Here is a 24,871-nt window from a genome sequence, read left to right as displayed (position 1 = left end):
CTACCCCACCAAAGCATCCGCCACAGCAACACAAACAGCCAAAGCCGCATGATCACTCTGCCCGGAGAATTTTTTGTCATCCTTGGTGAGAGTCGCGCGCCAATCGGTTTCAGTCATGCTGCCCCGGCTTAGGTCTACCAGCTTGAACTTCCAGCCCTCGGTTTCCATTTTTTCGGTGATCTTCAGAGCCTCATGGATATCTTCCATGGCCCGCTCGGGCATGTTGTCACCGAGCTTTTCCTTGAGCAGAGCTTCCAGACTTTCATATGTATATTCAGCCATCTTTATTTCCTCCAAATGGTACGGTTATTCTCAACCTGCCCAATGAACCATTGAACCGGAAACAAGTCAATTTCCCAAATCCAGAACAAAAAAACCGCCGGACCATTAAGTCCGGCGGTTTTAAATTCTTCTCAATGACAAATACTAATTATCCAAAGCTTCCTTAGCTTTGTCCTTGGCATCCTCGTAGGCATCTTTGGCCTGATCGCTCATCTCATCAGCTTTGTCTTTGGCCTGTTCCATGGCCTGATCAAACTGCTTGCCGAGCTTTTCGCCCGCACCTTCGTTATCTTCACAACCGGAAACAACAGCCATCATGGCAACCAGACACAAAACATAAACGACTTTTTTCAACCAATTCATAAAATACCTCCAAAATTGTTCCACTCCAACAAAGGGATACGGATTGTTAGCTATAGCAAATTCCCCCGGCCCCAATGGCAAAGCCTTAATGGGGAGTGCAGAGGGCCCTCGGCCTTCTGCCCGCCGGAGGCGAAATCATTTCATCCCAAAAGCGCGAAGCGCATCCTAACTTCTTACTGCAACCCCAACTCAACACGCGGCCCGGTTCCTTTTCCGGTAGCGGACATTCCCTTAAGGAACACACGCCCCGGCTCAATACCGGACTCTTCAACCAGCTTGGTACGGACCTTCTCAGCCCTGCGCCGCGCTAAGTCGGCAAGCTGAGTATCAGAGATCTTGATGTGATCCCGCAGGGCCTTTTCCATATCCGGTACAGGCTGAGCCACCACTATACCCAGAAAGTTCGTAGGCCTTTCAAAGGTCGCATCCTTGTAAGCTTCTTCCAGATATTCGGGATACTCTTCCTCGCTGACGACCACTTCTTCAACAGATGCAGGGGCATTCTCATCGCCTTCAAGATCGAGAAACTTAGGCATGGCAACCTGCCTGCGGAACTCGGCCTCTTCCATGGCCGGGATATCCTCGGGCGCGGTGAATCCGCTGATCTCAAGTTTGAGTCCCGGACGGTCCTGCATCGCCTTGGCAACAGACTCGACCTTGGACAATTCGCCTTCCTTAAAACCAGCCTTGCCGGGTTCAAAAGCCATGACATCCATATCCTCACCACCGCCTACCAGCGCGCCTATCAAGGCGAAGGGCGAAGTAACGGCCTTAACCAGCAGGTTGACAATGGCCCGCCCGATAACCTTGCCCAGCTTGAATTGAGGATCGGAAAGATCACCCTCCACCGGAATATCCAGCCGGATGTTGCCGCTGCTATCCCGGAGCAAAGCCAGACCGAGGCCGATGGGGATGTTCGGAGCATCCGGGTTATCCACCTTCTCGCCCACCTCAAACTGGTAGATATCAAAAACATTATCCACGGCAACGATCTTGCCGCGCAGCTTCACTCCTACATCCGAGCTAAGCATGCCGGTACTGACCGGATAGGCGATAAATTTTTCCGTATAGGGCGAAAGCTGGGTCATATCCAGATTGGCAAGGGAGACGGTGATATCGGTATCCGCACCTTCGGATGTGGGCTGCAGATAACCTTCAGCCACCAGCGGTGATTGGCTATCAAGGGTGGCATTAAATGAAATATCGGTTCGCTCGCCATGGGGAAGTTCAAGGCCCCGCACCGCAGAACGCATCTTGGTAATATCCAGCTCAAAAGCCGGAGACACGGCGTAATCCTTAAAAGTGACCGTACCGTTGCTCATAAAAATTTTATTTACGGAAACAAAGTTTTCCTTCTTTTCATCGGCAGTCGGCTCTTCAAGCTCTGCAACTCCGTCAGCAGGAGCAACACCCTCCGCCCGCGCCACTTCGGCTTTTTCAGCTGCCTGCTCAGCCTGCGCTTCAACGGCATCTTCATCCACAGGTTCAGCCCGCTGCCCGGTCAACATACGGGCAATATTAAAAGTACCGTCCTGCTCGCGCTCAAGATTTGCCTGCGGAGCCAGTACAGCAATAGACCCTACTTTAACTTTAAGCGGTGCGGACCGGAAATCTATTTCGCGCACAGCCAGATCATCGAGATGGAAGAATTGCTTGTTACCCTGATTGTCACGGATAAGCAGATCCTTAAGCTGAACCTTGCCTGTGTATCCAGCCATGGGTTCATTTGCCGCTGAAAAATTCCAGTTCCCGTGCACATCAATATGCCCGCGGGCGATATTCAGCTGCATCTGCGGGGGGAGATAGCCGTTAAAATCACGCAGGCGCAGCTTGCGGACCTGCACACTGCCCTTTCCCTTAAGAGACTGCGGCCCGGCCTGTCCGTTAATTTTGATGGAACCGCGCTTGTTAATGAGAGCCGAAAGAGCCAGTTTGAAAGGCTTTTTCTCCGGGAAAGTCAGCCCGTTGAGTCCGATTTTGATGTCATTGATACTGGTTACCGTCTTCTTCGTGGCAGCCCGGTCAGTTAATTCAAAGGCTGAATCAGCAAGGTTGAACCTGTTCAGGGTAACTTTCCATGGCTCCCCCTCCGCATCAGCTGCTTCTGTTGATTCTTCGGACTGCTTGGCTGGAATACCAACTCCCTTGGATTTGACCTGTTTCTGATGCTTTTCAATCTGCTTAAGCAGGTCAATACCCTTTTTATCGCGCATAAGCCGGATCAGGAGTTTGTTGAGATCAATGGAGTCTATGAACACGGATTTTTTGTTTACGTCCACTGTGCCATTGCTCATGGCAAATCCGCCCAACCCGATCAATGTCTTACCACCGCCCTTGGGTTGCAGATCAAGAGAATCGACATTGACCCGGATATTTTCCAGCCGCACTGAACCATTCTGCGCTGCGAACTGAAAATCACTGCCCAGCCCGACCTTACCGCGGGCAACATCAAGGGGCAGGGGATCATCCAGATAAACATGATAATCAGGAATATCGAGATCTTCCACAGCTGCTGAACCGTTTACCGACAGGGGAATAACTGTCATACCGCCCTGCCCGCTGATAATTTCAGTAGAGTTGGAACCTATACGAAAATCCCATGTCCCGGCCCCGTTCTCGGCAGTACTAACGTTCCCGGCATGAACCATGATCGGCCCGATTTTCTTGTTGAATCCTTTACCTAAACTATTGTCGGTAAAATCCACCAGCCCGTTCTCAAGTTTAAAATCCTTGACCAACGCAGCCAATGCAGGACCGCTTTCAGCCTCGGTTCCAGCTTCTGTTTTCTTGGATTCCTTACCGGCCTCAATTGAGGGAGACAAATAATCAAGCAGATCCGGGCTGCCGTCTTTTTTAAGACCAACCTTCAGGTAAGGATCACTCAAACGGATGGATGAAATTTTAAGCAGACGCTGAAGAATGCTGACCTCTTCCACATCAACATCAAGCCCCTTGAATTTAAGCAGGGAAGGACCTTTTCTGGCCGCAAGATCGAAATCAGAAATATTGGCCTTGCCCCTGATCAGCACCTTGGGCAACAGGGATTCCCCGCGCTCAAAGGAAAGCACCAGATCGGAACTCAGACTACCGCTTTTAAGCTCAGTCGTCTCGTAAATAGGCAGGTAGGGCCAGTACTCAGCCAGCTGCGCATTCTTAAGGGAAAAGTCAAACTCGGTCTTCAGACTTTCATTAAAAGGCAGGGTGTGCCCCTTCAAAATAAAGGGCGTGCCATTGATGACCATATTAAGGGTCGGCTGCACCTGTTTATCATTATCCCGGCTCAGGGAAGAGGTAAAAGGTACGAATAAATCCAGCCCGGCGATCTCATGGCGCACATCACGAACTTTATCGTAAACCTTGCAAGTTCCATTGGTTACGTCTAAATCACGAACAATAAACGGGAAAAGAGACTTTTCCTGATCTGCTCCCTCGGACTGCTCTTCAACGTCACCTTCCGGGATAAGATCAGAAACACTGCTCCCACCCCGGAAAATAGACAAATCCACCTGCGGGTCCACAATTCTGATCTGGTCCAGAATCAGGGACAGCCGGAACAGGGAAAATGAATCCAGATTAAGATCAAATGTTTTAAATGCAAACAGATTCCCTTCCCCTTCTTTCTTGCCTATCTCAAAACCATGAATGGAGAGATGCAGGGTATAAGGGTTCAGTTCTACCTGCTCAATACGTACATCCCTGTTCAGCAGCGGGGGCAGCTTGGAAAGGGCAACTTTCTTGATGGTAAAGGGAACAAGAAGAAAACCAACAAGTGTATAAAAAACAAGCAATCCGACTATGATCACCCCGGCTTTGCCCGGACGATTAAGCCTGCTCCATTGTTCGCGAATTTTATTAGGCATGGAATTCTAGGACCTCCGATATAACTTCGAAATAGCTCCGATCACTTATTAATACATCATTACGGCTTGAAAAGACAGTTTCATATCAATTGTAACGCACTGCAATCATGGAGTTGAACAAATGGTTGGCGGCTGATAGGTTAAGCCCGGAAACGGGAGGAAAAGATTTCTAATGAAAGCAGAAAGATCAATGATAAACATGACTCAGCAAGCATGCCCGACCTTCACTATGTGGGGTGGGCTGATCTTATGGCTGGGCTTTTTCATTCTTTTCCTTCCCGGAGCAGCACAGGCCAGCTCACTGCAACTCAAAAATATGGTGCTGGACAATCAGGCCGGTTCCATCATGGCCCGCTTCGGTATTGAACTTACCGCCGACACACAGGTGGAAGAAGCCCTGCAAAACGGCATGAAACTCAAACTTGAGTGCAAAGCCTCACTATTTGAACACAAAAGCGTCTGGCTGGATTCAAAGGTTGCGGGCAAAACATACAGTAGTAAATTATACTTCGACTCTCTATCCAACCAGTTTGTGTTGGAAAAACCGGGAGCCAAGATATTCAAAAATAAAAGCCTATCCATCCTCCTGCGTGATGAATGGAAAAGCTTTGTCCTCGATCTGGGCCCATGGTCCACCCTTAAACGGGGAGAAAGGTACAACCTGCGTTTAAAAGTCCGGCTGGACCGCACTGAAGTTCCGGCATGGCTGAAGAACACCCTCTTTTTCTGGTCATGGGACGTAATCCCGGCCGCAACATACCAGCTGGATTTCACCTATTGATTTCAGGACCGCCATGACCGAGCAGAACATTAAAATCAGTGTACCCGACACCAAAGAACGCAAACGCAGACAGCGCGAATATTATATTGCCTTCTTCTGCCTGCTGGTGTTTGTGGGTCTGGGTTTTGTGCAGCTCAAGTATATCGGGGTCAACTCCTATCTTTTCGTGGGATTGTTCAACCTGAACTTCATCCTGCTGCTCATTGTCCTGTTCATCGTGGTCCGCAACGGGGTCAAGCTGCTCCTTGAGCGGCGGCGCAGGGTGCTGGGCTCCAAACTGCGAACGCGCATGGTTCTTTCTTTCATGTCCCTTTCACTGGTGCCGACCCTGCTCATGTTCTTCATGGCTATGCAGTTCGTACAGATTTCCGTGGACTACTGGTTCAAGAATCAGGTTGAAGAATCCATGGTCCAATCCCTTGAATTGGGAAGGGCCTTTTATGCTTCGGCACAGGAAGGTTTAGAACGGCGCGGCGACAACATCCTTGAGACCATCAAGGAGAGCCGCTACGCATGGGGCGGTAAATCCATGAAAAAATTCCTCGGTAAAAAACTGGGGGAATATGACCTCGGCCTGCTGGGGGTTATCCGGCCCGACCGCAAGAAGATCAACTGGTATTCGCAAGGATCATGGGACAAGGCCTGGGCTGAAATCAACGCCAAGGTTGACTGGGAGGACATGAAAAAGAAACCCCGCTTCTGGTCCACCATCCATCCCATGCCCGGTAACGACATGGTCATCGGGATTCTCCCGGTTGACGATGGCAAAACCGGATTCCTGATCATCGGGGAAAACATCGGACAGGGACTGCTCTACAAGCTGGACCGGGTTGTGCGCGGGCTTGATGAATACAAACAGTTAAAAACTTTGAAGTATCCGCTCAAAATGAGCCTTTACCTGACCCTCGGCGTAACGACCCTGCTGATTATCCTCGGTTCCATCTGGTTCGGGTTCCGGCTTTCCAAAGAACTTTCCGCGCCTATTCAGGCTTTGGCTGCGGGTTCGCAGCGCATTGCCCGCGGCGACCTTACAGTACGCCTTGAAGACCGCTCGGACGATGAGCTGGGCTTCATGGTCCAATCCTTCAACCGCATGGCTGAAGATCTTGAAGAGAGCCAGAAAAGCCTGAAAACTGCTAACGACAGACTGGCCCAGCAGAATCAGGAACTGGAACGCAGAGGCCGCTACATGGAAGCGGTACTCAACAACATCACCGCCGGGGTTATCTCCCTTAACGAAGAAGGAAAGATCAGCACCGTAAACTCAGCCATTGAAGAAATGCTGGGTATCGAAGCCCGCTTTGTGCACGGCAGAGATCCGCTGGCCCTGCTGCCTGAAGGTGATCTGGCCTCACTTATTGCCGAGGCACGCTCCCACATGGCCACCAGCCCCTTTTCCCAGTGGCAGAGACAGCTTTCCCTTACCGTGGAAGGACGGCACAGGAAATTTCTGGTCAACGTAGTGGCCCTCAAAGCCGGGGAATCAAGCACCGGCATCGTGGCTGTATTTGAAGATATTACCGAACTGGAAAAAATGCAGCGCATTGCTGCATGGCGTGAAGTTGCAAGACGCATTGCCCACGAAATCAAGAACCCGCTTACGCCCATCAAGCTTTCGGCCCAGCGGCTGCAACGCAAATTCGGTCCTGAAATAGAGGATAGTGTTTTCAGGGAAAGTACAGACCTGATCATCTCTCAGGTGGAACACCTGCAACAGATGGTTCAGGAATTTTCCGCCTACGCCAAGCTGCCTGAAGTGCGGCTCAAGCCGGACAACATTGGCCCCCTGCTTGAAGAAGTAGTCAGCCTGTACCGCAACAGCCACAGCAATATTGAATGGTCCCTGAGCTTTGATGGCGACCTGCCACAGCTGGAACTTGACCGCGAAGCCATGCGCCGCACCCTGATCAACCTGCTCACCAATGCTGCGGAAGCACTGGATGAATGCGAATCGCCAGCTGTCACCATCACCGCCATGCATGATGCCACCCTCGGCTGGCTGAGGGTGGAGGTACAGGATAACGGCCCCGGTCTTTCCGCCGATGAACGTTCAAGAATGTTCGAACCATACTTTTCCAGTAAAAAAAGCGGAACCGGACTCGGCCTGACCATCGTCAAATCAATCGTGACCGACCATCGCGGATTCATCAGGGTCAAACCGGCTGAACCGCACGGAACCATTTTCGTGCTGGAACTGCCCACCTGATATATTATTCCTTATGCTTGCCTCGAACTTATAATATCGTTTAGTATAGTACCGTGCCTCAAGAATAATCGCTTTTCCTGTGACCAGTAACAATGGAATTCACATGATTTCTTACTCTGAAAAAAGTGCTGGCAACAAAGCCCCTTCCCGCATCTTGGTTGTGGAAGATGAAGCTATCGTTTCTCTGGACATACAAGGAAGGCTTAAAAAACTCGGCTACCATGTGGCCGGGATAGCCACATCCGGCGAACAGGCTGTGCAGATTCTAGAAGAATGCAATCCCGACCTAATCCTCATGGACATCATGCTGGAAGGAGATATGGACGGCATAGACACTGCGGCTGCAATCAACAAAGAATGTAATATTCCCATCATTTACCTTACAGCCTATGCTGATAATGACACCCTTAAAAGAGCCAAGATAACCGAACCTTTCGGCTACATTATCAAACCCTTTGAAGACCGGGAACTGAACCTGACCATAGAAATGGCCCTCTACAAGCACCGTGCGGAAACCACCCTTAATGAAAACCGCCGCTGGCTGAAAACCACTTTTGACAGCATAGATGATGCTGTCATTACCACCGACCACCATGGACGTATCAAGTCCATGAACAAATCCGCATGTTCGCTCATGGGTAACGACATTGATTGCTTATTCGGCCATGATTTTCAGGAAACTGTCAGTATTTTTGACTCAGGGACAATGAAATCCATTGATTTTTTTTCCGGTAACGATTCCATAATCGGTGACGCAATCCTCAAAAGTCCACATGGAATGACCCCTGTATCCATAAACATTTCCGGTATTGAGGAAAAAGCAGATGTTGTGGGCAAGGTCGTGGTACTACGCGATATTTCTGAACTGAAAAAAAGTGAGGATGCCCTTAAGGAAAGCCTTACTCAGCTGCGGAGAACTTTTGATGAAACTGTAGCTTCCCTGACCGCCATGTCTGAAAAACGCGATCCCTACACCTCCGGGCATCAGCAGCGGGTGGCGGAACTGGCCTGCCGCATAGCCGTAAAAATGAAACTTTCCGCTGAGGAAATCAACAGCATCAGGATCGCCGGAATTCTGCACGATGTGGGTAAAATATCCATCCCGGCTGAAATTCTTTCCAAACCGACCCGCTTGACCGACCTTGAAATGAACCTGATGAAAACCCATAGCGAAGCCGGCTATGAAATCCTGAAAGGCATTTCCTTTCCATGGCCTGTAGCCAAGATTGTTATCCAACACCATGAACGCATGGACGGAACCGGCTACCCCAACGGACTCAGTGGGGATAGCATCCTGCAAGCAGCCCGGATCATCTCCGTAGCTGACGTGGTGGAAGCCATGAGCTCCCACCGTCCCTATCGCGCGGCACTGGGGTTGCCCAAAGCCATGGCTGAAATTGCGCGCGGACGGGGAACATCGTATGATCCCGAAGTGGTTGATGCCTGCACCCAACTGATTGAAGAAGATAATTTTTCCTTTGAAACATAGACGGAAGACAGATGAACAAAAATATACTGATTGTGGATGACGAAGACGGCATCAGGTACTCCCTGCGCGGAATTCTTGAAGATGAAGGATTTGCTGTCAGCGATGCTGAATCCGGCGAAATAGCTTTGAAACATCTTGCCGAAGAACAGCCCGACCTTGTCTTTCTTGATATCTGGCTTCCGGGCATGGACGGTCTTAAAGTCCTCGACCATATCAAAAAAGAATGGGACTGGCTGCCTGTGGTCATGATCTCCGGCCACGGCAACATTGAAACCGCTGTTTCCGCCATCAAAAAAGGAGCTTTCGACTTTATTGAAAAGCCGCTCTCTCTTGAAAAGGTGGTCATCACTGCTGAAAAAGCCGTGGAATTCTCCCGCTTGCAATCAGAAAACAAGGCCCTGCGCACCCGTATTGCCGCAGAACAACCCGCCAAACTTACCGGACAATCCGAATCCATTGATTCCATGCGCGAAGTCATCGGGCAAGTCGCCCCCACTGACGCATGGGTACTCATTACCGGTGAAAACGGAACCGGCAAGGAAATTGTAGCCCGCTCCATTCATTCCCAAAGCCAGCGATCAACCAACCCCCTTGTGGCGGTAAACTGCGCAGCCATTCCTGAAGAACTGATTGAATCAGAACTATTCGGTCATGAGAAAGGAGCCTTCACCGGAGCGGAAAAAGCGCAGGAAGGTAAATTCGAACTGGCCGACAACGGCACCCTGTTTCTGGATGAAATCGGCGACATGAGCCTGAAAACACAGGCCAAAATCCTGCGAATCCTGCAAGAACAACGATTTGAAAGGGTCGGCGGCAGGAAAACCATCAATGTGGACGTGCGCGTAATCGCCGCGACCAACAAAGACCTGTTTCAGGAAATCAAAAACGGTAACTTCCGTGAGGACCTTTACTATCGGCTGAAAGTCTTCCCGCTGGAAGTCCCCCCCCTGCGTGACCGGGCAAAGGACATTCCTTTGCTGATCAATGAATTTATCACCAGTCTCAACCGCCAGCACGGCTTCAAACCACTGGCCTTTACTGACTCGGCCCTCAAAGTGCTGACCCAATACTCGTGGCCCGGAAATGTAAGGGAATTGAAAAATTTTGTGGAAAGAATGCTGATCATGTTCGGCGGCAAAGAAGTCGGCCCGGACAAACTGCCCCCGGAAATCTCCAACGGTCCGCGTAATGAGAGAACAGGCACTGATCAGGAACAACAGCCACACCCTCTTCCCGAGGGCGAGGTGGATTTCAAAAAGGCCCGTGCGGACTTTGAAGCCCAGTTCCTTGAAGCAAAACTCCGCGAGTATAAAGGTAATGTGTCAAAACTGGCTGAAGCAGTGGGACTTGAAAGAAGCTCCCTCTACCGCAAGCTCAAAGCTTACGAGATTCAAGTGGACTGATTTCGGCCTTGGTCGTTGCTGACAATCAAACTATCACTCTTTCCACTTCTTTTATCGTCGTACATAGCTGCATCAGCATACTTGACCAGATTTTCACTGTCCGTTGCATGTGTGGGAAAAATGGCCGCACCGGCACTGAAGCTGATCATCACCTTTTTCATGCTTAGCTGTATCGGAGCGGAAAACTGTGTATAAACCTTGGAACAAATTTTCTTAAGCTGTTCAGGAGAATTCACTTCAGGCAAGATTACTGCAAATTCATCACCGCCAAGACGGGCCACAGTATCAGATTTACGCAAACTGGCTTTTAGCCTGTTCCCAAAACTGATTAAAAGTTCATCACCCGCAGCATGTCCTAATGTATCATTAATTTTCTTGAATCCATTAAGGTCAAGGTAGACAAGGGCAAAACCGCGCCCGTAACGCCCTGAACTCTCAATAAGATTCTCCAGCCTATCAAAGAAAAGTTTACGATTGGGCAGTCCGGTCAGGGAATCATGCATGGCTGTCTTAAGCAACTGTTCCTGATAAAGCCGACGCTTGGTGAGAGACAATGCCAGAATCCATGCTCCGGACGCGACAAACAGTATAAAAACACCGCCCAGCAAAGCCATATTGAAAAACAACTCCACGGCGCTTTCCTCCATAACTCCTTCAGGCAGATGTGAAGCAAGCACCCAGAAATAACCTGCGGAACTGACCAGCATCCTGCTCGGCAAATACGGCCCGCCAGCTCCGGTGCTGGAGCGGTACCCCTCACGCAGGGGATGAATGGTTACAAAGGTAAACAGTCCATTTGCTGAACGAAACTGCCCCTTCTTTTCCTTGAGCATGCGTTCCCATTCATCCGGATATATTTTCGCAAAGGAAAGGTTCATGCGATCAGGCAGCATAAACCCCCATTCGCTGGCCCGGTCAGGTCCTAGGAGCCAATAACCTTTTGAATTAAGCAGCATTTTCACACTGGGGGCAGCGGTATCAATACTTGAAATACGTTCAAGCATATCCTGGGCAAGATAATTAAAAACCAAGACCCCGTCCTTGTTGCCCTCGGAATCAAAAACCGGAGTCCCAAAACGAACAACCGGCTTGTAGGGCTTTTCCACATGCCCGCGCTCTATATTCAAATCAAGGGGTGAAATAAAGACTTCACGCTCTTCAAGAGGAAGACAGTCAGCAAAATAATAACGCCGGGATTTGTCCTGAAGTTTTTCATCCATGACAACCCAAGGGTCACCTTTATTATAGTTAACCCTTATTTTTTCCATGCCGGAACTATCTAAGAAAACGACATGGTTGTACTTCTTCTTACAAAACAAAAAATTGTAAAACTCTTTTTCAACGATGCGTTTTTCGCCTTTGTGTTCAGAGTTACAAAAATCAATAAGCGGAGATTGCCCGGCAAGGAAAAGAAGGTCGCTGACAATAAAATCAAAGCTGTCTTTGATCACTTCTTCCTGTAAATCAACCGAAGCCTGCTCTCTCATCTTCAGTTGGTCCAAATGGTTATTATTCTCCGTAATAAAGAAAAAAGACATCATTGCGACCACAATACTGCCCGCAAAAATAAAGATCAGTAAAAAAAGCTTCAGGCTTTTTCTCTGCACATGTCTTAGTTCATTATCAATCATGATATTCAACTCCGTCCACGGCACTGGTAACTCAGGGCCAATACCCAAAAAAAAGGCAACCTCATAATATATAACACGAGATTGCCCTGAATTAACACTAAAAAAGTCTAAGGTCCAAGCCAGCGCACGACCCCTGTATCAGTATCGTAAACAGCACCCATAAGCTGAGCCTTGCCGGAGCGAACCTTTTCAAGAATAGCCGGACATTGGCCCAGAATTTCACGCATGACCTGACGGACATTTGTTTCCGCAACTTTATCTACCAGCTCTCCGCCCTTGAGCGAAGGATAAAGTACGCGGGTCATCTTGACTGCCGGCTCCAGTTTACCCATGAGCTGCACCAGATGCCCTCTCAGCTCCACCTTGTCGATAGCCGCTTTGATCAAAGTTGAACGGGTATGCCCCATAACCACCAGCAACGGTGTTTCAAGGGCCAGCATGGAGTATTCAACCGAGGCCAGAGTATCCGATCCGGCCACGTTACCCGCCAGACGCACAGTGAAAAGATCACCGAGACCGCGATCAAAAATCAACACCGGATCAACCCGTGAATCAGAAGCAGTAACCACAGTGGCAAAAGGATTCTGTCCCCTTAAGGCCAGAACCTTGCGTTGATGGGAGGTCTGGTTGGGATAGACACTGGTTCCTTTTACAAAACGCAAGTTTCCTTCCATAAGCAACACCAGCGCCTGGTCTGCCCCCCTCTGTTGCTGATCCAAGCCGGGCGCGGAAGTTCCGTTATCAGCCAGAGCATTGGTACATGGGAAATTTAACAGGAATGCAGTTATGAAAAATAAAAATAATTTCCTCAATTAGAGACTCCGCCGGTTGCAATTGGTTGAACTCAATACAGGCACCATACATACCCCGACCATGTTTATGCAAGAGGCGGCTGGAAAATTACTTTTATAGAAGTATGTAAAGTTTTTCTCCCGCATACCGATCAGATATGCAAGACATCAATCGGGAGGGTGTCAGGAACTGAATGCGAAAGACGCAAGTTCCTTAAAACCATGTCCGGTCCTTCACCCGGGTAAGGCCTTCGCAAGAACGCTTTACCTCGCTGAACGGCCCGACATGGTTTTTATTATTTCTTTGAACGCATCACGAAATAGAGTCCGCTCAAACTAAACAGGGTGGCCCAGATCCGGTACATAAGAAAAATGGACGCCCCGGCAGTGACTGTTCCGCAGGACCCCAGATAAAGCAGGGTTTCAAAAGCCGCTTCATTGACCCCCAGCCCGGCAGCGGGAGCGGGAATTACCCCGGCAAGAAAGGAAAGCGGAGCCGCGAAAAATATCTCATTGAAATCAGGCAATACCGGGATATTCTGAATCCGGGAAAGCAGATAAAGAGAGTAAATAAGAGCAAGGTGCTGTACTGCAGTCAGTCCTGCAATTTTTAAAACCGTTGTTGTGGAATTCCGGTAAACAAGCAGAGCTGAAACAACCTCTCCGAGTTTCTCTCCAAGTTTCGATCCCTTGAAAAATCTCCTGTAAACAAAACCTGTCTCCAGAAATTCAGGGGCAATCAAAGGCGCAACAAGAGACAATGAAGCGGCGTAAAAAAGCACCGGCCCCACTTCCCGGCCCAGAAATCCTGAATCGGAAATGCAGAGCAATCCAGCCAGAACAGGAAAGGTTATCCCAGCCAGAAAACCGAACATCCGTCCGCGCACAAGAGCCAGAAATCCGAGCAACACGCTCAGCCAGATCAAACAGAGAATTCCCAGCATGGGACAGGCAATAATCCGCAATTCCGGCGAGTGCTCCACAAGAGACCAATTGAAAGCCATACCCAGCCCGCCGAACATGAACAGCCCCATAATACCGATAATGCGGTCCACAATGATGGCCGCACCGACTCGTGCGCCCTCTCCGGTAATACGGGTGGTGTAAAAATAACGGGCCACATCTCCACTGGCCGATCCCATGACGCATTGGGTGAAAAAATACATAATCGCGGAAATGGAAAAACTATCACCAGGCTTGATCGTAAGCCCCGCTCCCTTAAGCAGCTCCACGTAACGCAAGGCCGCCAAACTCATCCCCGCAGCGATAATCAGGCAAGCCGCACTCAGCCCCGGAATATGTTCCGGGGCAACCATGAGATATTCCGGCCTGATTCCCCCGGATTTGACTAACCAGAAAAGAAGTCCCCCGGCAAAGAGGGACTTTATAATATTTGATATGAAAACCTTGGTCCGGCTTGTTTCAGGTTCAGGATGACTCAATTCTACTCCGCATCATCTTCCAGCTTTGTGCAGTCCAGACGCATTTCCACAAGGTCTTCTTCATAATTTTCGCTGATTTCAAATCCGAATTTACGGGAAAGTCCCTGCATGGCCTTGTTTTCAAAAAGGGTCTGCCCCACCAGCCAATGGGTTCCCCGTTCCTTTGTGTAACGGATGATCTTATGAAAAAGCATGGAGCCCAGCCCGGTTCCCTTTAGATCGGAACGGATCACAATGGCGAACTCCGCTTCCGAATTATCCGGCTTGGTGGAGGTGCGCACAACGCCGAGGGTTTCCGGCTTGCCGTCCTCACCCATGGCTGTGGCTATAAAGGCCATCTCGCGGTCATAATTGATCTGGGTGAAGCGGGACATATCCTTGTGGTCAAAATCCCTGCGCACCACGCCGAAAAAGCGCATACGCATATCTTCATCCGAAACCTGTTCCAAAAATTTATAGTGGGCCGGTTCATCTTCGGGACGGATGGGCCGCAAAGTAACCTGCCTGCTGTCCCGGAGCACAACGCATTCCTCAAGTTCACGGGGATAAGGACGGATAGCCAGTTGCGGGCAATCCTCCCGGCATTCAGCCACCATAATCTTGGCACCAAGTGCCAGAACCCCGGTATCATCACCGTAAAGGGGATTGATATCCAGATGCACGATCTGAGGGATATCGATAAAAAGCTGCGAAACCTGAATCAGGGTCAGGCAAAGATCTTCAATATCCGCAGGGGGCTGGGTCGGTGTGCCGGAAAGCAACCGTGAAATACGGGTCCTGCTGATGAGTTCACGGGCAAGACTCATATTCAGGGGAACCATGGCCACGGCCTGATCGCGGACAACCTCGCGGGTCATACCCCCATGACCGAAATGAATGATCGGCCCGAAGGTGGAATCCGCAGCAGCGGAAATAAAAAGTTCGTGCGCTCCCAGCCTGCGGCCCATTTTCTGGACCGTGAATCCTTCGATGTAGGCATCAGGACGTTGACGATTGACGCGGGTCAGCATGGTCGCTGCCGCTTCCCATACTTTTTCCGGGCTCTCAAGGTCAAGAACCACCCCGCCCACATCATAAGGCTGATTGATTTGCGGGGAACGTATCTTAAGGGCCACCGGACAACCGATTTCATCAGCCGCAATAACTGCTTCACGGGCGGAAAGGGCCACCCTTGTTTCAACCACGGGCAGACCGTAAGCCGCGAGAACCTTGCGCGCTTCGGGTTCGTTAAGTTCCTGACGTCCCTCGGAAAGAGCCTTGTGTACTGTTTCGCGGGCAGTGGTGGTATCCGGGAAAAAATCAGTAGGCAGGGAATCCGGTGTTTCAGTGAGCAATTCCTGGTTACGCTGATACTCCGCCATGTACATAAAAGCGCGCACGGCCTGATCCGCACTCTCGTAAGTGGGAATGCCATGAACAGAAAAAATCTTCCGCGATTTGCGGGACATATCCGATCCCAGCCATGAGGTCAGCACCATACGCCGGACCTTTTTCAACCCCTTGGCAAGTATTTCAGCGACTTCAGCACTGGCTATCCCGGCAAAAGGCACATGGACCACCAGCACGGCGTCCACGCCCTTGTCCTTGATCAGTATCTTAAGGGCATCAAGATATTTCTGACCGGGAGTATCGAATTTTATGGTCACCGGATTGGCACCGCTCCACTCCCCGTCAAAGACAACATCCAGCTTCTCCACGGTTTCATCGGAAAGTTTGGCTAGCTTGCCGCCCCTGCGAATCAGGCCGTCAGCAGCGGTTAGTCCGGCACTGGTCCCGTTCACAATAATCGCCAATCTGTCCCCGCGCACCGGCTGGCGCAAGCTGGCAAGGGTCTGGGCTGCGTCAAACATGCCGTCAATAGTCTGCACCCGCAGCATCCCGGCCCTGCGGAAAGCCACATCGTAGACTTCCTCGGCACGGGCGATCATAGTGTTGTCCAAACGGGACAACTCATGAGTGACCTGCTGCAAAGCCTGCCCCGGACGGATCGCCAGAACCGGCTTGTTGCGCGAGGCCGCACGGGCCGCAGACATAAAATCGCGGGCATCGTTAATTGATTCAATGTAAAGCAGAATAGAGCGCGTCTGGGCATCGGAGCCGAGATAGTCGAGCACGTCCCCGAAAGTGAGATCAATACGGCTGCCCAGAGAAACAACATGGGAAAAACCGATATCATTGGTAGCCGCCCAATCCAGAACCGTAGGAATAAAACTGTCCGACTGGGAAACAAAAGCGATTTTACCCGCTTTGGCCGGAAGGGGGGCGAGGCTGGCATTAAGATTCAGGGCCGGAACAATGAAACCGAGGCTCTTGGGACCGAGAATTCGCATCTGAGGAGAATTGGCTGCCCGCAGAAGTTCCGCCCTCAGCCTGACCCTTTCCTTTTCAGGGATAGCACTGAACCCCGGACCGATCAGGGCACAGGCCTTAACTCCAATGGCACTGAGCCTTTCAATAAGCGGAGGACACTCCTGAAGCGGCAAACAAATAACCGCAAGGTCCGGGACCTTGGGCAGATCCGCCACATCCTTGTAAGTCAGAACCCCGGAAATAGCCTCGGCAGCAGTACTTACCGGCATCACCGGGCCGAGAAATCCCCCGCCCATCAGGTTGCGCATAAGGATATTTCCCGCATTGGCGGGGTCATTGGTTGCACCTATTACAGCAACTGATCCGGGCTGAAAAAGATATTCCAGATTGATAACGCTCATGAAGGCCTCTTGTTAGGGTTCCGCCGCTTAACCGTCCACAAACTTATACATACCTGCTGATCAAGCTGCATATCAAGCATAAAGCGGTCAACACGAGCCTAAATATGGAATTACCGCGTATGGTGATGGTCCACAGCCCTGTTCAACCCGGCTGAAACAGCGTATATGATCAATAGAAGAGTGCACGAACCAGCATAAAATTTCATGAGCCGGAGCCGGAAAATATGAGTGATAACAGAATTGAGAACCTGATGACCGAAGAACGCACCTTTGATCCGCCGCAGGAAATGCCGCAGCAAATACTAGACAAGGCCAACCTTACAGCGAATAAATATGAACAGGCCTGTCGCATGGCGGACAAAGACCCGGAAGCTTTCTGGGCTGAAAGAGCCCGCGAGCTGCTGCACTGGAAACGTGATTTTAAAACCGCTCTTGAATCTGATCCCCAAAAGAATGAATACAAATGGTTTTCAGGCGGAAGACTCAACGCTTCTGAAAACTGCCTTGACCGCCATCTGGAAAACGGCAAACGCAACAAGGCAGCCCTGATCTGGCAGGGAGAACCGGAAGAAGAAGTCCGGGTCTTCACCTATCATATGCTGCACCGCAAAGTCTGCCGCTTTGCCAATGTGCTTAAAAAGATGGGTGTTTCCAAAGGTGACCGGGTAGCCATATACCTGCCCATGGTACCGGAACTGGTCATCTCCATGCTGGCCTGCGCCCGCATCGGGGCTGTGCACTCGGTTATTTTCGCCGGATTTTCAGCTGTAAGCCTGCAAAACCGCATTATCGACTGCGACGCTAAAATCCTCATTGCCGCAGACGGAGTCCTGCGCGGGGGAAAAACCATTCCCCTGAAACGCAATGTGGATGAAGCTCTTTTCGAGTGCCCCTCGGTTGAGCAGGTCATCATGGTCAAACGCACCGGTAGCGAAATCGATTTCATTGAGGGCCGCGACACATGGTGGCAGGAGGAAATGGCAAGCTCGGACATTGAAGACTATTGCAAGCCTGAATCCATGCGTTCCACAGACCCGCTGTTCATCCTGCACACCTCCGGCAGTACCGGAAAGCCCAAGGGCATTGTTCACAGTACCGGCGGCTACATGACCATCACTGCCCACACTACCCAGTGGGTTTTCGATCTTAAGGATGACGATGTTCACTGGTGCACTGCCGACATCGGTTGGATCACCGGGCACAGCTATACTGTATACGGGCCGCTGGCTTTGGGTGCCACGACCCTGCTTTTCGAAGGAGTTCCCGCATATCCCCGCCCGGACCGTTACTGGGAGATTATCAACCGTTACGGTGTAAATATCTTTTACACTACTCCCACAGCCATTCGTGCGCTCATGCGCGAAGGTTCGCAGTGGACGGAGAAGTATGAACTTTCAACCTTACGCATCCTTGGCTCTGTAGGAGAACCCATCAACCCGGAAGTCTGGGTCTGGTTTCACGAACATATAGGCAAAGGAAAACTGCCCCTGCTGGACACATGGTGGCAGACCGAGACCGGAGGCATCCTTATCTCACCCCTGCCCTATGTGGACAAACTCAAACCCGGCTCCACCGGAAAACCTCTTCCGGGGATAAGTACAGCCATCGTGCGCAGTGACGGAAATGAAGCCTCTCCCAACGAAGGCGGGCACCTGCTGATCACAAAACCATGGCCGGGCATGCTGACGGCTATCCACAATGACAAGGAACGCTACCGGAAAACATACTTTGAACGTTTTCCCGGCAGCTACGAAACAGGGGACGGAGCACGCATTGACGAAGACGGCTTCCATTGGATTATGGGCCGCCTTGACGATGTTATCAATGTTTCCGGGCACCGCTTAGGCACAACCGAGATTGAATCGGCACTCATTGCCCATCCCGATGTGACTGAAGCCGCAGTGGTAGGTATTCCCCACGAAATCAAGGGACAGTCAGTCTACGCCTATGTGACCCTGCGCAGCGGGCTAGATGAAGATGATGAAATGCGCGCGGCCCTGTGTGAATGGATCAGTGAAAAAATAAGTCCCATTGCCGTGCCTGAAGCCATTCAGTTCTCTGAAGGATTGCCCAAAACCCGTTCCGGCAAGATAATGCGCCGCATCCTGCGCCGTATCGCAGTGGGTGAAAATGATCTCGGCGACACCACCACCCTTTCGGATGCCTCGGTGATCAACGATCTCATTGAAGGCCAGAAAATTCTTTTCGAGTAGAACATGAGTAACCATGAACAACTAACCAGCTGTCAGAAGCTTGTCCGCAAATGTAATATCCTTGTTCTGGCAACATCAGGCGAAGACGGAATACACACTTCGCTAATGGCTTACGCCAGTTCTGCGGACTGCAACGAGATCTACATGGTCAGCAGCAGGAAAAGCCGTAAATGGAAGAACCTTTCTCAAAATCCGCAGGTCAGCCTGCTGATAGATGACCGGGACGGCAAACTGTCTGACAGACGGAATGAAATCAAAGCCCTGACTGTCAAAGGGATTTTTATCCCGGTTACGGACGACGCTGAAATCAAGACCATTAAGTCTGCAATTGCCGAAACGGCACCGGCAATTGCAGACGCGTTTTCCGGGCCTGAGAATTCCGTTATACGCATCAAGGCTGATTCATTTCAGCTCCTGAACGGCCCGCAGAATTCCTTTTACATAGACCTCCATTAAAAAATCGCAACACTCTGGACCGTAAATAAATTTACCACTTCATATTACTATGTTATATTTGTCCCGTAGAATCAGACTTCCATTACTCTGACCGGGAGACAAATGTTCAAGTCCATGAAAGCGATCCTGCTTTTTTTTGCCGCCGGGCTGGTCATAGCGACCACTGCCGGACTGACTTACTTTGCCCAGCGCACAGTAACGGACTCGGTTATGGAGTCTGAGTTCGCCCATGCGCAAGCCATTGTGGACGCCGTCTATCAAGAGCTAGACACCCAGTATCAAAGTATTATTTTTTCCGAAAAGTCCGCCATTTCCGCCCGCAAGCAGCATCTTAAAAATATAGTGGGAATGTCCATTGATCTTATCCGGCTCAATTACGATAAATACACTAGTGGAGTATTGTCAGAAGCCGAAGCCAAAAAACTCAGCATCGAACAATTAAAAAGCATGCGCTACGATGACGGGACAGGGTATATCTGGATAAATGACGACACCATTCCAATCCCTCGTATGGTCATGCACCCGACCATACCTGCTCTGGATGGGAAAATACTCGATGATCCCCGCTTTAAAGGGGTGCGCAACAGCGAGGAAAATATCTTTGCTGCCTTTCGCGATATCTGTAAGAAATTCGGATCAGGATACACTGAATACCTATGGCCCAAACCAACTAAGCAAGGACTGACCAAAGAACAACCTAAGCTCTCTTATGTACAGATTTTTAAGGAGTGGGGTTGGGTTGTCGGATCTGGCGTCTACATTGATGATATTGAAAAAGAAGTAAAGATAAGAATTGAAGCCGTACTTAAAGAGCTAAAAAGAAGTTTTCAGAATATAAAGGTCGGTAAAAACGGCTACATTTTTTTGTTTTCAGGCAGTCCGGAACTAATAATCCATCCAAACTATGAAAACATCCCTATAACTGAACTTCTGAACCCTGAAACAGGTAATCCCATTTTCCTTGAACTCATGGAAGCAGCCCACAAAGACGGCATATTTGAATATATTTGGGATAAACCACCGCGCCGCAAGGGCGACTTCACCTTCCGCAAAAGGGCCTATATCAAATATTTTGAACCCTTGGACTGGTACATATGTTCTTCAGCATACATGGATGATCTGGAAAAACCGGGACAGATGCTCAGAAAAGAAATAAGCATGCTCTCCATCGGTGTGCTGGCTCTGGCCCTGCTTTTTGCGACCATCCTTTCCAGCAAGATAGCCCAGCCGCTCACAAAACTGACCGCAGCCGCACGGGCCATCCGTGAAGGAGGCATGTCGGCCTCTGAAATCCCACAGGAAGGACCTAGAGAAATTAAGGAACTGGGTAAGGTTATCAGCCAGATGCTGGAGTCCATAAAATCCGGCATGCAAGAAAAAGAGGAATTGCTGACTGCTCTGGAAGACGGAAACAGACAGCTCTCAGCAAGTAATTACCAGCTCGAAACAAAAATCACAGAACACGCACGGGTGGAAAAAGAATTAATCAAGCTGCGTAACCACCAAAAGAACATTATAGACTCCATGCCCTCCATACTTGTGGGAGTGGATAAAGTCGGCGCGATCACCCTTTGGAACAAGGGAGCCGCCAAATCCAGCGGACTAAGCTTCGAATCCGTAAACGGCAAACAGCTTTCCGCCGTATTTCCCCAGTTGGATAAGGAAATTGACAAGGCTAAGCAGCAAATCATCAATGGAAAAACACAACAAAAAATACGTATCCCGCGGATTGTGAATGGAGAAACCCGCTACGAAAATATCACCATCTACCCTCTGATAAGCGAGGGTTTTGACGGGGCTGTCATCCGTCTTGATGATGTGACCGACAATGTACGTATTGAAGAAATGATGGTCCAGACCGAAAAAATGATGTCCGTGGGCGGACTGGCTGCGGGTATGGCCCATGAAATCAACAACCCGTTAGGGGGTATACTTCAAGGAACCCAGAATATTGAACGCAGGCTGATGCCCGGTCTGTCCAAAAATCAACAAGTCGCTCGGCAAATGGATATTTCCCTTGAAACTATCAATAAATACATAGAAGAACGCGGCATCTTTAAAATTATTTCAGGAGTCCGGGAATCCGCAACCCGTGCGGCAGGAATCATTGCCAATATGCTTAATTTCAGCCGTAAAACTGACGTTCACCGCACCACATGCAGACTGAATGAATTGACCGACAGTGCTATTGCTCTTGCAGAGCAGGACTACAATCTCAAGAAAAAATATGATTTCAGAAAAATCGAGCTGATCAAGGATTACGAAGAAAATCTTCCCTTTGTAATCTGCGCGCCCACAGAAATAGAACAGGTCATGCTTAACCTGCTGGGCAACGCAGCCCATGCCATGAATGACAGCAATTGCGAAAAACCACGGATAGAAATCAAGATATGGCAGGAGGGGGACTATGTAGCCACTTCTGTTTCAGACAACGGTCCGGGCATGGAGGAAAGTGTGCGCAAAAGAGTCTTTGATCCTTTCTTCACCACCAAGCCCAAAGGGGTCGGGACCGGGCTGGGTCTTTCAGTATCCTACTTTATCATCACCGAGAACCACAACGGCAGCTTTACCATAGAATCAACACCGGGAGCCGGGGCCAAATTCATTTTCAGGCTGCCAATCTCCTCCCTGCGCTGATTCAGGGTCAAAATCAACTGCCACCGTAGTTCCCCTCTCCTTGGTGGACTCCATACTGATCGAGCCGCCATGAACCTTTGCGATCAGGCTTGCGGAGTACGTTCCCAGTCCGGTTCCACTGCTTTTGCCTGCGGTGGAATACTTCTCAAAAAAACTATCTCTGACCGCATCCGGAACATCACCGAAATTGTGGACGGAAATAAGCGGATACTCTGCCTGGTCAAGATTAACCGTGACCGGGCTTCCCGTCGGGCTGGCCTCAATGCTGTTTTTAAGCAGATTGGCAAGCATGGAAAAAAGCAATAACTCCTCACCCTGCACATAAAATGAATCATCGTTCCCGGCTTCATTCCCATCAATGAACACCTTAAGTGCTGAGTCGCGGCCTTCAATAATATTCTGAAGATCTGTTGCTATACGTTTGATCAGCGGCACGACATCCACCCGCTCAGGACGTAAACGGTAAGAGCCGGTTTCCATACGGTATAGATCGTAGGATCTGTTAACCAATCCCAGCATGCGGTATCCGGCATCCTGAATATTCTTGATCAGCTCGATTTTATCAGGATCGGCCTCCCCCACCAGCAGCAGATGGGGCAGATTGATAACCGCGTTGAGTGGAGTCTTCAAATCGTGGCGGGTGATGCGCTCCACATCCACACGCAAAAGTTCACCCCGCTCATGATTGATAACATCAATGAGGGTGGAGGCTACAGAACTACAGAAATATTCCAGAAAATCCGTACCCATGTCAGGCTGAAAGCGATCTTCCGAAGGGTCATGGATTGAAATAAGACCGATCAGCCTGCCGGGCGTATATTTATCCCTCAAGCCGAAAGCAAAACAGGAGCCCCCCAATTCCGGACCGACTTCCGGGTCCCCGAAAAAAACATCCGGGCGCATCATCCGGGAAATAGGTCCCAGAAAAACCCGGTTAGGGCCATCATTCAAAGTAGCATCAATATAGCGCATGCAGCCTTTAAGATAAAAGGTCGGAATCTCTGGACAGGGTATGTCCTTGCATAGCTCACGATCCAGAACAACGGCAATCCGCCCTAAGCCCAGTTCGCCCGCAATCCCCCTCAGCGCATCAGGCAGGTCAGCCATGGATTTAAGGCTGTTCACATATTGCAGGGCTTTGCAAAATTTACCGAAAAGCTGCAAATCAGCATTATAAACACTGAAAGCTTCTTTGAGTTTATCCTCAAGCATAGCAATCCGCTCGTCTTTCTCAGCAAGATCATGACGTGCCCCAAGATTTGCATCTTCCTGTGAAAGAAAACCGTCACGGGCATAGGCGTAATTCTCATACATATTCTGGGCAATAAAATCAGCCTGCTCCTCGTTTCCCTCTTTAATGAGCCGTTTCAGGAGATCAAGCTGTTCGCCGAAGTTCTTCAATGTAGGCAGATTATCCATGTTGATTCCTATGCTTATTTTAAAATATTAAGCCGTTATATCAATTCAATGCACAGAATGCCAGTAATCCTGCCAATTCGCCGAGCACCACTGAAGCTCCGAGAAAATCGCCATTTGCACCACCGACCTTTTTAGCCAGCCGGAACAAAAAGAAAATGGAGCATGCACCAAAAGCATAAGCCAGCAATTGCACTGCCGGACTGACCGCGAAAGCCCCCAACAGCACCGTTGTCGCAGCTGCAACGCTAATTGAAAGCCTGTCCGCTCCGCGCATGGACAAGCTGCCCTGCCCCGGCCTTGCCATAGGCTTACCGACCATGCTCATCACAGCATTGCCCAGCCTGCCGAGCACGAAAATCCAGACTACCGCGCCAAAGGCCCCGGCCTCATACACATAATAAAAACAAACAGTTTGCCCCAGCGCAGCCAGCACCAGAGCCAACACCCCGAACACACCGGAACAACTGTCTTTGCTGATCTTCCAGAACCGCTCAGGGTCCGGGTAAGGTCCGGCCCCGTCGGCAATATCCGCAAAGCCGTCAAAGTGCAGCCCACGGGTCAGGTAAGCCGAGGCGGCAACGGTCAGCCATGCCTGAATCCAGAATTTACCCGCAAACAAGCCCAGCCAGAAAGGAAGCACGATCAACCCGCCCAGAACCAGACCGCTAAGCGGCATCCATTTTACAGTGCGCCCGATGTCATCAGCTTCGATTTCCATGACCGGACCGATGCGGGTCATAAAGCCAAGGGTAATTAAAATGTCACGAATTATATTCAAGATGCCTCCGGCGGCCCTTCGGGGACCAGAGAACCTTTTTGGAAAAAGGTTCTCTGGACTCTCCCAAAACTTTTATTAAGGCTTCGCCGCTGTTGCGCGGAAAGACCATTTTGATATCAGCTGATCGCCTGTTTTATTCCAATCCGTCCAGTATCAAGAATTTCCATTTTTTTCTCAACCCGGACCTGATTTACCTGATTCAGGTCCGCCCAGCTCGATACCTTTAAAGTGAATGGGAAAAGGATTGCTTTGAATAATAGGAGTTCAGGGCATACTTCCGCAACTTTAACACAGGTAGCAAATAATGAACTTTTCTGATTACCGGATGGAACGCAGGTCCCGAAAAGAACTCACAACCGGACTGGTGCTTTACGGAGAAAACGAGCCAGCCGAGATGCAGATCGACAAT

Annotated in this window: 16 protein-coding genes; 7 read left to right on the top strand and 9 right to left on the bottom strand. The window is 50.0% G+C overall.

What is annotated here, in order from left to right; translation table 11 throughout:
* The 3 genes from FMS18_RS05340 to FMS18_RS05330 all read right to left on the bottom strand — a co-directional run bounded on the left by FMS18_RS05340 (position 1) and on the right by FMS18_RS05330 (position 4,505).
* On the bottom strand, positions 1-282 hold the full coding sequence (locus FMS18_RS05340) for a hypothetical protein (RefSeq protein WP_163292719.1): 282 nt from the start codon (positions 280-282) through the stop codon (positions 1-3).
* A 144-nt stretch (positions 283-426) separates the two neighbouring features.
* Positions 427-645, bottom strand: coding sequence for a YtxH domain-containing protein (locus tag FMS18_RS05335; RefSeq protein ID WP_163292718.1), 219 nt, complete (start codon positions 643-645; stop codon positions 427-429).
* A gap of 173 nt (positions 646-818) precedes the next feature.
* Complete coding sequence (locus tag FMS18_RS05330; RefSeq protein WP_163292717.1) at positions 819-4,505, bottom strand: DUF748 domain-containing protein; 3,687 nt, start codon at positions 4,503-4,505, stop codon at positions 819-821.
* A 172-nt stretch (positions 4,506-4,677) separates the two neighbouring features.
* Here FMS18_RS05330 and FMS18_RS05325 point away from each other — a divergent pair, with 172 nt between their 5' ends.
* The 4 genes from FMS18_RS05325 to FMS18_RS05310 all read left to right on the top strand — a co-directional run bounded on the left by FMS18_RS05325 (position 4,678) and on the right by FMS18_RS05310 (position 10,384).
* Positions 4,678-5,286 carry a DUF4390 domain-containing protein gene (locus FMS18_RS05325; RefSeq protein WP_163292716.1) on the top strand — a complete coding sequence of 203 codons (609 nt, stop codon included), beginning with the start codon at positions 4,678-4,680 and terminating at the stop codon, positions 5,284-5,286.
* A gap of 13 nt (positions 5,287-5,299) precedes the next feature.
* Positions 5,300-7,492 (top strand): PAS domain-containing sensor histidine kinase, encoded by a 2,193-nt coding sequence (locus tag FMS18_RS05320; RefSeq protein WP_163292715.1) that lies wholly within the window; start codon positions 5,300-5,302, stop codon positions 7,490-7,492.
* 103 nt (positions 7,493-7,595) lie between these two features.
* Positions 7,596-8,981: an HD domain-containing phosphohydrolase gene (locus FMS18_RS05315; protein ID WP_163292714.1), complete on the top strand. Its 1,386-nt coding sequence runs from the start codon at positions 7,596-7,598 to the stop codon at positions 8,979-8,981.
* An 11-nt stretch (positions 8,982-8,992) separates the two neighbouring features.
* Positions 8,993-10,384: a sigma-54 dependent transcriptional regulator gene (locus tag FMS18_RS05310; RefSeq protein WP_163292713.1), complete on the top strand. Its 1,392-nt coding sequence runs from the start codon at positions 8,993-8,995 to the stop codon at positions 10,382-10,384.
* Here the strand turns inward: FMS18_RS05310 and FMS18_RS05305 are convergent.
* From FMS18_RS05305 to FMS18_RS05290, 4 genes are all read right to left on the bottom strand, one after another.
* A complete protein-coding gene (locus FMS18_RS05305) occupies positions 10,372-12,015 on the bottom strand; it encodes a diguanylate cyclase (RefSeq protein ID WP_163292712.1) in 1,644 nt (547 codons plus the stop codon). The genes FMS18_RS05310 and FMS18_RS05305 overlap by 13 nt on opposite strands.
* A 107-nt stretch (positions 12,016-12,122) precedes the next feature.
* A complete protein-coding gene (locus tag FMS18_RS05300) occupies positions 12,123-12,689 on the bottom strand; it encodes a carbonic anhydrase (RefSeq protein ID WP_239060951.1) in 567 nt (188 codons plus the stop codon).
* Positions 12,690-13,102: 413 nt separating this feature from the next.
* Positions 13,103-14,248 (bottom strand): lysylphosphatidylglycerol synthase transmembrane domain-containing protein, encoded by a 1,146-nt coding sequence (locus FMS18_RS05295; protein ID WP_163292710.1) that lies wholly within the window; start codon positions 14,246-14,248, stop codon positions 13,103-13,105.
* A 2-nt stretch (positions 14,249-14,250) separates the two neighbouring features.
* Entirely contained in the window at positions 14,251-16,959 is a 2,709-nt protein-coding gene (locus FMS18_RS05290; RefSeq protein WP_163292709.1) for a bifunctional acetate--CoA ligase family protein/GNAT family N-acetyltransferase, read from the bottom strand.
* A gap of 224 nt (positions 16,960-17,183) precedes the next feature.
* On the opposite strand from FMS18_RS05290, the gene acs reads away from it, so the two are divergent.
* The 3 genes from acs (at position 17,184) to FMS18_RS05275 (ending at position 22,265) form a co-directional block, all read left to right on the top strand.
* Positions 17,184-19,172, top strand: coding sequence for an acetate--CoA ligase (acs, locus tag FMS18_RS05285; protein ID WP_163292708.1), 1,989 nt, complete (start codon positions 17,184-17,186; stop codon positions 19,170-19,172).
* A 3-nt stretch (positions 19,173-19,175) separates the two neighbouring features.
* The gene (locus FMS18_RS05280) at positions 19,176-19,628 is read left to right on the top strand and encodes a pyridoxamine 5'-phosphate oxidase family protein (RefSeq protein ID WP_163292707.1); all 453 of its coding nucleotides are present in this window, start codon (positions 19,176-19,178) and stop codon (positions 19,626-19,628) included.
* A gap of 102 nt (positions 19,629-19,730) precedes the next feature.
* On the top strand, positions 19,731-22,265 hold the full coding sequence (locus FMS18_RS05275; protein ID WP_163292706.1) for a cache domain-containing protein: 2,535 nt from the start codon (positions 19,731-19,733) through the stop codon (positions 22,263-22,265).
* On the opposite strand, the gene FMS18_RS05270 is transcribed toward FMS18_RS05275, so the two are convergent.
* Together FMS18_RS05270 and FMS18_RS05265 are read right to left on the bottom strand one after the other, a co-directional pair.
* On the bottom strand, positions 22,206-23,684 hold the full coding sequence (locus tag FMS18_RS05270; RefSeq protein WP_163292705.1) for an ATP-binding protein: 1,479 nt from the start codon (positions 23,682-23,684) through the stop codon (positions 22,206-22,208). The two genes, FMS18_RS05275 and FMS18_RS05270, sit on opposite strands and share 60 nt — an antisense overlap.
* A gap of 40 nt (positions 23,685-23,724) precedes the next feature.
* A complete protein-coding gene (locus tag FMS18_RS05265) occupies positions 23,725-24,462 on the bottom strand; it encodes an adenosylcobinamide-GDP ribazoletransferase (RefSeq protein ID WP_239060950.1) in 738 nt (245 codons plus the stop codon).
* Between the last annotated feature and the right edge of the window lie 409 nt (positions 24,463-24,871).

Origin of the sequence: Desulfovibrio sp. JC022, from assembly GCF_010470665.1 — a bacterium.
Lineage (GTDB): Bacteria > Desulfobacterota > Desulfovibrionia > Desulfovibrionales > Desulfovibrionaceae > Maridesulfovibrio.
The sequence above is the reverse complement of the archived record's forward strand: the minus strand, read 5'-3'. Positions and strand labels throughout refer to the sequence as shown.